We start from the raw sequence: 7,157 nt of genomic DNA on the forward strand, positions 1-7,157 counted from the left end.
CGCATGTCTTGGGAAGAATTGCCCCGGCTGCCACATCGCAGATCCGGCGGAAGCTCGAATACGAGTTGGACCGTACGCCGTCACCGATCGGGTGGCAATACACCACTCACTGTGAAGCAGCCCACCACGGCCGGGCGATAACAAGGTGATGAACGGGTGATGTCGGTTATTAACGGGTTCCTATCGCGATACGCGGGGAACGCCCGTTTTTGGATTTAACCAATCACCTTCATGGGGTACCCATTCCACGGGCAACGTTTTAACGGGAAGTCGATACCTCGAACTCCGGTGCAGTTTATTTTTCCATGACCGCCCGTGAACACGAGGTGAACGCGAATCAATCGGCGAGCAGCAGCCCGGCCATCGCGATCAGCGCGCCGCCGCAGCAGCGTTCGAAGACCTTCCGCGCCTTCGGTTTGGCCAGCATCCGGGAAAACCAGCCGACGAGCGGGACCACGATCAGCCACCATCCGGCGAAGCCGAGCACGACCACTGAGCTGAGCAGCACGGCCTGGCCGGTCGGATCCGCGTGCGGGTCCATCGCCTGCGGGACGAGGGTGAGGAAGACGAGCATGACCTTCGGGTTGAGCACATCGCAGAGCAGCCCGCGCAGGAAAACCGCGCGCGCCGACCGCGGGGCGAGGTCCGGTTCTTCGGGGCCCCGGTTGCGGGTGCGCAGCAGCGTGCGGATACCGAGATAGGCCAGATAGCAGACCCCGACGACCTTGAGCACGGTCAGCAGCACCGGCGCGGCGGCCACCAGCGCGGAAAGCCCGAGCACCGCGGCGATCGCGTAGCAGAGCAGCCCGCAGGTGACCCCGGCCGCGGTGAGCCAGCCCCATTTGCGCCCGGTCGCGGCATTGCGGGTGACCAGCACGAAGTCCGGCCCCGGCACCAGCACGATGACCACAAGGGCGAGCAGGAACGGTCCCCACGCGATGTGCACGTCAATCCTCCCTCGAACACCGGACGCACTCACCCATGCTGTGCACAAATTCCCCTGCTCGCCAGCTTCGACGCATATAGTTCGTGTCATGCGTGATTCAGTCGAACTCGATTCGGTGGACTGGCGGATCCTTGAGGAGTTGCAGAACGACGCCTCGATCGCGAACCGGACGCTGGCCGAGCGGGTCGGGCTCGCCCCCTCCAGCTGCCTGCAGCGGGTGCGCAAACTCCGCGAGTCCGGCGTGATCACCGGTATCCATGCCAGCGTCTCCCCCGCCGCGCTCGGGCTCGGCCTGGAGGCGGTGGTGTCCATCAACGTGCGCCCGCACACCAGGGAGGTGGTGAACTCCTTCCAGCGGTTCATCCTCACCCAGCCGGAGACGCTGAACCTGCTGCACGTCAGCGGGCAGGCCGATTTCCTGCTGCACGTCGCGGTCACCGACAGCGGGCACCTGCAGACGTTCCTCGTGGACACGCTCGCCTCGCGTTCGGAGGTGCGCTACTTCACCAGCTCCGTGGTGCTCGACGAGGCGCGTTCCCGGGCGCTGACCCGTTCTAGAAAGTGACCGTCCCGTGCACGCAGCTGAGCGTGCCACCGGCGATCCACACCGTCCCGTCATCCCCGGTTGACACGTACACCCGGCCGTCCCTGCCGAGCGCGGTGCCCTGACGGGCCAGGTAGGGCGCGGTGGCCCGTCCGGTGCCGAGCAGCCAGCCCGCCGCGGCCGCGTTGAAGCTGCCGGTGACCGGGTCCTCGACGAGTGAGCCCTGGAAGGACAGGAAGGTGCGCACCTCGTAGTCCGCGGGCCCGCCCGGCCGGTGCGCCGCGATGACCCCGATGCGCAGCTCGCCGGGATCATTGGGGCGCAGTGCGAGCACCGCATCGGCGTCGGTGAGCAGCACCCCGATCCAGCCGGGGCCGTTGTCCGCCCAGCTCGCGTCCAGGATCTCGGTGCGCGGGATCCCCAGCACCTCGGCGATGCGCGCGATCGTGGCCTCCTCGACCGGACCGGAGCGCAGCAGTTCCGGGGCGGCGAAGGCGAGACCGTGCTCGGTGCGCCGCAACGCGATGTTGCCGAGCCCGCACTCCTGTACCAGCGTCTCGCGCCCGGTGTTCCCCGTCGCGACACTCCACGCGTGCGCGGTGCCCAGCGTCGGATGCCCCGCGAAGGGCAGCTCCTCGTCCACGGTGAAGATGCGCACCCGGTAGTCGGCCTCCGGAGTGCTCGGCGGGAGCACGAAGGTCGTCTCGGACAGGTTCGTCCAGCGCGCGAACCGCTGCATCTGTTCGGTGCTCAGCCCCTCGGCATCGAGCACCACGGCGACCGGGTTCCCCGAATGCGGGGCTTCACTGAACACGTCTACTTGGCTGAATTCGCGCACAGCTCAGCAGTCTAGCTAGCGGTATCCCACGAAGGCTTCGCGCTGGGCGGCATCCGGGTCGGCAACCACCCGGCTGCGTTCGTCGATGACGTAGGTGCTCCGCTCGGTGGGGGTGTAGCGCGGCCAGTCGGCTTCCGGGGCGCCGCCGCGGGCGAAGGAGAACCAGTGCCGCTGCACGGTCTCGGTGACCGCGCGCAGTGCCCTGCGTCCGCCGAGCGCGGTCGTGGCGCGGCCGAGTGCGGTGTCCCCGATGCCGAACACCGCGAGCAGTTCGGTGCCGTGGGTGGCGCCGATCCGGGCCAGTTCGAGCAGCCGCGGGGCGAAGTCGTAACGGTAGAAGTAGGTCGGCGCGGTGACCGAATGCCCTTCGGCGCAGCGCAGTGCCGGGTCGAGGAACAGTACGTCGCCACCGAACGCGACGCTGCCGCGGGACCGGTAGGCGGCGCGGATCCGGGCACTCACCTCCGGATCGGTTCCGGCGAGCAGCTTGCGGATCCGCGCGGGGTTGCTCGGTGCGATGTCGAGCACGAGCGGGAACAGCCTGCCCTCCTGCGCGTTCGTGCCGAGCAGTAGCGGAACCGGGTTCGCGGTCCCGTTCGCGAAAGCGTCGAGCGGTGTCTCGGGCAGCAGTTCCCCGTCAACGACCGGGGCGAAGGGGCGGCTGCCCGGGAACTCGTCGGCCGCGCGCATCGCCATCGTGTGCGCCGTCTGCACCAGGGATTCCGCGGGCGCCGAGCCGAGATCGGTGCCCAGCTCGGTCACGAAGCGCCGCGCCCAGGCCTGCGCGGTCCCGGAGTCGTTCGCGGAGGCGACCGGCGGGCTTTCCGCGATCCCGCGGGCGAAAAGTCCGCGCGCCGCGGGCACGCACAGCAGGGTGGTCACCGCATTGCCCCCGGCGGACTGGCCCATGATGGTGACGTTGTCCGGGTCACCGCCGAACGCGGAGATGTTGTCCCGTACCCATTCCAGTGCCGCGATCTGGTCACGCAGCCCGAGATTGGCGTCGAAGCCCTGTTCCCGGAAGTCCAGGTACCCGAGCGCGCCGAGCCGGTAGTTCACCGAGACGTACACCACATCGCCACGGCCGACCAGCTGCTCGCCCCGGTACAGCGGACCGGCGGAGGTGCCGGTCAGGTACGCCCCGCCGTGGAAGAACACCACGACCGGGCGCGGTTTCCTGGTCGGACCGCTCGGCGTGAGCACGTTGAGGGTGAGGCAGTCCTCGCTGGTGTCCCGGCGTTTGCGCTGCGGGGCCGGGTTCCCGAACGCGATCGCCTCGCGCACCCCGGACCAGGGGCGCACCGGTTCGGGCGCACGCAGGCGCAGCGCACCGACCGGCGGGGCGGCGTACGGGATACCGCGCCAGGCAAGCAATCCGGCACCGACCCGGTGCCCGCGCACCCGCCCGCCGGTCACCCCGATCGCCATGTTCACAGGCCGACTCTAGCGCGTCAGCGGACCGGCACCGGCGGGCGGATCAGGCTCGGTCGGGCCGGTGCCGGTACGGCGTCCGCCCGCCGAGCGCGGCACGCACCGCGTCGGCGATCGCCTGCGGTGTGTAACCGTGAGCCGCCAGCAGTTCCGCGCGACCGGCATGCGGCAGGAACCGGCGAGGGAGACCGAGATTGTGCACCGGACCGGGGATCCCGTTGTCCACCGCGGCCTGGGCGAGCACCGCGCCCGCTCCCCCGGTGCGCGCACTGTCCTCCACGGTGAGCGTCATCCGGTGCCCGCTGAGCAGGCCGAGCAGCGCGGCACTCGGCGGGGCGATCCAGCGCGGATCGGCCACGGTACACGGAATCCCTTGCCCGGCAAGGATTTCCGCAGCTTGCACGCAGTTGCCCGCGACCGGCCCCATCGCGGCGAGCAGCACGACCGGCCGCGGCGCGCGGTAGAGCACATCCACCGAACCGATCCGTTCCACGGCGGGCACGTCCGCGCCGAGATTCGCCTTCGGGAACCGCACGAAGGTTGGCCCGCTCGTGGTCGCGACCGCCTCGCCGAGCAGTTCGCGCAACCGGCTCGCATCCCGCGGCGCCGCGAGGTGGGAACCGGGGATCCCGGTCAGGAACGCCGTGTCCCACATCCCGTGATGGCTCGCCCCATCGGGACCGGTGATGCCCGCGCGATCCAGGGTGAAGGTGACCGGGAGCCGGTGCAGTGCGACATCGAGCAGCACCTGATCGTAGGCGCGGTTGAGGAAGGTGGCGTAGAGCGCGACGACCGGGTGCATTCCGGCGAGCGCGAGCCCGGCCGCCGAGGTCACCGCGTGCTGTTCGGCGATCCCCACATCGAAGACGCGCTCCGGGTACCGTTCGGCGAACGGGCCGAGCCCGACCGGTTTCGGCATCGCGGCGCTGACACAGACGAGGTCCGGGCGCCGCGCCCCGAGCGCGAGCAGTTCGGCGCCGAACGCGTCCGTCCAGCTCGGTTTCGGCTCGGTGACCGGGTTTCCGCTCTCCGGATCGATCACCGGGACGGTGTGCATGAGGTCATCGGGCTCGGTCTCGGCGGGCGGGTACCCGCGCCCTTTCTCGGTGCGGCAGTGCACGAGCACCGGTCGCCGCAACGCGCGGGCCGCACGCAGGGCGTTCTCCACCGCCTGCACATCATGTCCGTCCACCGGGCCGAGATAGGCGAAGCCGAGCGCGGTGAACACGTTCGGGGAGGCGTCCTCGGCCAGACCGGCGAGATGCGCGGGAAGCCCGCCGATACTCGGGGAATAGGACCGGCCGTTGTCGTTGAGCACCACGATCACCGGTCGCCCGCCGGCCGCGGCGAGATTGTTCAGCCCCTCGAAGGCCATCCCTCCGGTCAGCGCGCCGTCGCCGATCACCGCGACCACGCTGCGCCCGGTGATTCCCTTGAGCTGCCATGCTTTCGCGATTCCGTCCGCATAGGACAGTGCGGTGGACGCGTGCGAATTCTCGATCACGTCGTGCGCGGACTCGGTCTGGCTCGGATATCCGGAAAGGCCGTCCCGCTGCCGCAGGGTGCCGAATCGCGCAGCGCGCCCGGTGAGGATCTTGTGCACATAGGACTGGTGCCCGACATCGAACAGAATCCGGTCCTTCGGGGATTCGAAAACCCGGTGCAGCGCGATGGTCAGCTCGACGATGCCGAGATTGGAGCCGAGATGCCCGCCGGTTCTGGCCACCTTCTCCACGAGGAACGACCGGATCTCGCCCGCGAACCCGGCGAGCTGCGCGCGATCCAGTGCGCACAGTCGCGCCCGGTCGGTGGCGATGTCCAGGGCCGCGTTCGTTGCCGTCCCGGAGGACTCTGTCGGCATTGGCCTTCCCCTTCGTCGTCGGCGAAAACCGATCCTGCCCGCCGCCACGCGGCACGGCCACCGCGAGTTCCGTGTGGCAGAACAACGCGTTGCCGCGTTCGTGCGCGAAATCCTAGGCTCGGCGGGCACATTCTCCTGCCAGCGCGAGGGTGGACATGACCACGACCGAACAGCACCGCAGCGCCACCGAACCGGTACGGGACCGCGTGAACGCGGTGCTCGCCGCCTACCTCGACGAACACATCCGCGACTGGAGCATCGCCTGGGGCGGTGATTCGGTCGGTTCCGTACTGCGTTCTTTCGTGCTCGACGGCGGAAAACGGCTGCGGCCCACCCTGTGCTACTGGGGCTGGCGAGCCGCGGGCGGCACGGACGGCGAGCCGATCATCAACGTGGCCGCGGCGGTGGAGATGTTCCACGATTTCGCGCTGGTACACGATGATGTGCTGGACAACAGCCCGGACCGGCGCGGGAATCCCACCGTGCACCGCGCGGTCGCCGAGGCACACGCCGGAAACGAGCTGAGCGGTGATCCGGAGGCGCACGGGCGCGCGGTCGCCATTCTGCTCGGCGATCTGCTGATGTCCTATTCGGACCAGCTGCTGCACGCTTCGGGATTCCCGCGCGGACGGCTCGCCGCGGCGGCCCCGGTCTGGTACCGGATGCGCGAGGAGGTCATCGCCGGGCAGTATCTCGATGTCCGCCAGCAGGCGCTCGGGCCCGATTACGAGCAGGCGTTGCGGGTGGTGCATTACAAGACCGCCGAGTACAGCGTGCACCGCCCGCTCGAACTCGGCGGCGCGCTCGCGGGTGCCGGTCCGGAGCTGCAGGACTGCTACACGGGGTTCGGGGTGCCGATCGGGGTCGCCTTCCAACTGCGCGACGATGTGCTCGGCATGTTCGGCGATCCCGCCGTCACCGGGAAATCCGCGAGCGATGACCTGCGCGAGGGCAAACCGACCGTGCTGATCGCGCTCGCCACTCAGCGGGCGAGCCGCGCCCAGCTGGACACGCTGAACCGGTTGCACGGCAAGCCGGATCTCCGCGAACCCCAGGCGGACCTGCTGCGCGAGATCGTGCGCGAGACCGGGGCGCTGGCCACCGTGGAGCGGCTGATCGAGGCGCGCACCGAGACCGCGCTGCACGCACTGGAGAACGGTCCGGTCGACGGCGAACCGGGGACCGCGCTTCGCGAACTGGCCACCGCGATGACCAGGCGGTCGGCGTGAAGCGGGTGCTGCTGGCCGGGCTGCGCGGCTACTGCGCCGGTGTGGACCGCGCGATCCTCACCGTGGAACGGGCACTCGAGCGCTACGGAACCCCGGTGTACGTGCGCAAACAGATCGTGCACAACGATCATGTCGTCGCGCGGCTGCGCGAGCGCGGGGCGATCTTCGTGGACCAGACCAGCGAGGTGCCGAGGGGTTCGGCACTCGTGTTCTCCGCGCACGGGGTCTCGCCGGTGGTGCGGGAACGGGCGCGGGAACGCGAACTCACCGTGATCGACGCGAGCTGCCCGCTGGTGACCAAGGTGCAC

6 protein-coding genes and 1 pseudogene are annotated in these 7,157 nt (G+C 69.6%); 3 read left to right on the forward strand and 4 right to left on the reverse strand.

Features of this window, described 5'->3' with window-relative positions:
* Nucleotides 1-337 precede the first annotated feature (337 nt).
* On the reverse strand, nt 338-946 hold the full coding sequence (locus AD72_RS29080; RefSeq protein ID WP_031469823.1) for a LysE family translocator: 609 nt from the start codon (nt 944-946) through the stop codon (nt 338-340).
* An 88-nt stretch (nt 947-1,034) separates the two neighbouring features.
* Between AD72_RS29080 and AD72_RS29085 the strand changes: the two genes are divergently transcribed.
* Entirely contained in the window at nt 1,035-1,511 is a 477-nt protein-coding gene (locus tag AD72_RS29085) for an Lrp/AsnC family transcriptional regulator (protein WP_031469824.1), read from the forward strand.
* Here AD72_RS29085 and AD72_RS29090 read toward each other — a convergent pair.
* Genes AD72_RS29090 through AD72_RS29100 form a run of 3 tightly spaced genes read right to left on the reverse strand, consistent with a single transcriptional unit; the run spans nt 1,501 to nt 5,620 of the window.
* Nucleotides 1,501-2,328, reverse strand: a complete 828-nt coding sequence (locus tag AD72_RS29090; protein WP_082469217.1) for a PhzF family phenazine biosynthesis protein — start codon at nt 2,326-2,328, stop codon at nt 1,501-1,503. The genes AD72_RS29085 and AD72_RS29090 overlap by 11 nt on opposite strands.
* Nucleotides 2,329-2,343: 15 nt before the next feature.
* A complete protein-coding gene (locus AD72_RS29095; RefSeq protein ID WP_031469826.1) occupies nt 2,344-3,756 on the reverse strand; it encodes a carboxylesterase/lipase family protein in 1,413 nt (470 codons plus the stop codon).
* 49 nt (nt 3,757-3,805) lie between these two features.
* Entirely contained in the window at nt 3,806-5,620 is a 1,815-nt protein-coding gene (locus tag AD72_RS29100; RefSeq protein WP_082469218.1) for a 1-deoxy-D-xylulose-5-phosphate synthase, read from the reverse strand.
* Nucleotides 5,621-5,775: 155 nt separating this feature from the next.
* On the opposite strand from AD72_RS29100, the gene AD72_RS29105 reads away from it, so the two are divergent.
* Nucleotides 5,776-6,849, forward strand: a complete 1,074-nt coding sequence (locus AD72_RS29105) for a polyprenyl synthetase family protein (RefSeq protein ID WP_031469828.1) — start codon at nt 5,776-5,778, stop codon at nt 6,847-6,849.
* A pseudogene (locus tag AD72_RS29110) lies at nt 6,846-7,157 on the forward strand (4-hydroxy-3-methylbut-2-enyl diphosphate reductase); the annotation flags it as partial. The gene AD72_RS29105 and the pseudogene AD72_RS29110, both read left to right, overlap by 4 nt.

Source organism: Sciscionella sediminilitoris (assembly GCF_000737195.2).
Classification (GTDB): Bacteria; Actinomycetota; Actinomycetes; order Mycobacteriales; family Pseudonocardiaceae; genus Sciscionella; species Sciscionella sediminilitoris.

Excerpts from the sequence above, each read along its gene's own strand:
- AD72_RS29085 (WP_031469824.1), top strand. The coding sequence starts at position 1,035 with ATGCGTGATTCAGTCGAACTCGATTCGGTGGACTGGCGGATCCTTGAG.
- AD72_RS29095 (WP_031469826.1), bottom strand. The coding sequence starts at position 3,756 with ATGGCGATCGGGGTGACCGGCGGGCGGGTGCGCGGGCACCGGGTCGGT.
- AD72_RS29100 (WP_082469218.1), bottom strand. The coding sequence starts at position 5,620 with ATGCCGACAGAGTCCTCCGGGACGGCAACGAACGCGGCCCTGGACATC.
- AD72_RS29105 (WP_031469828.1), top strand. The coding sequence starts at position 5,776 with ATGACCACGACCGAACAGCACCGCAGCGCCACCGAACCGGTACGGGAC.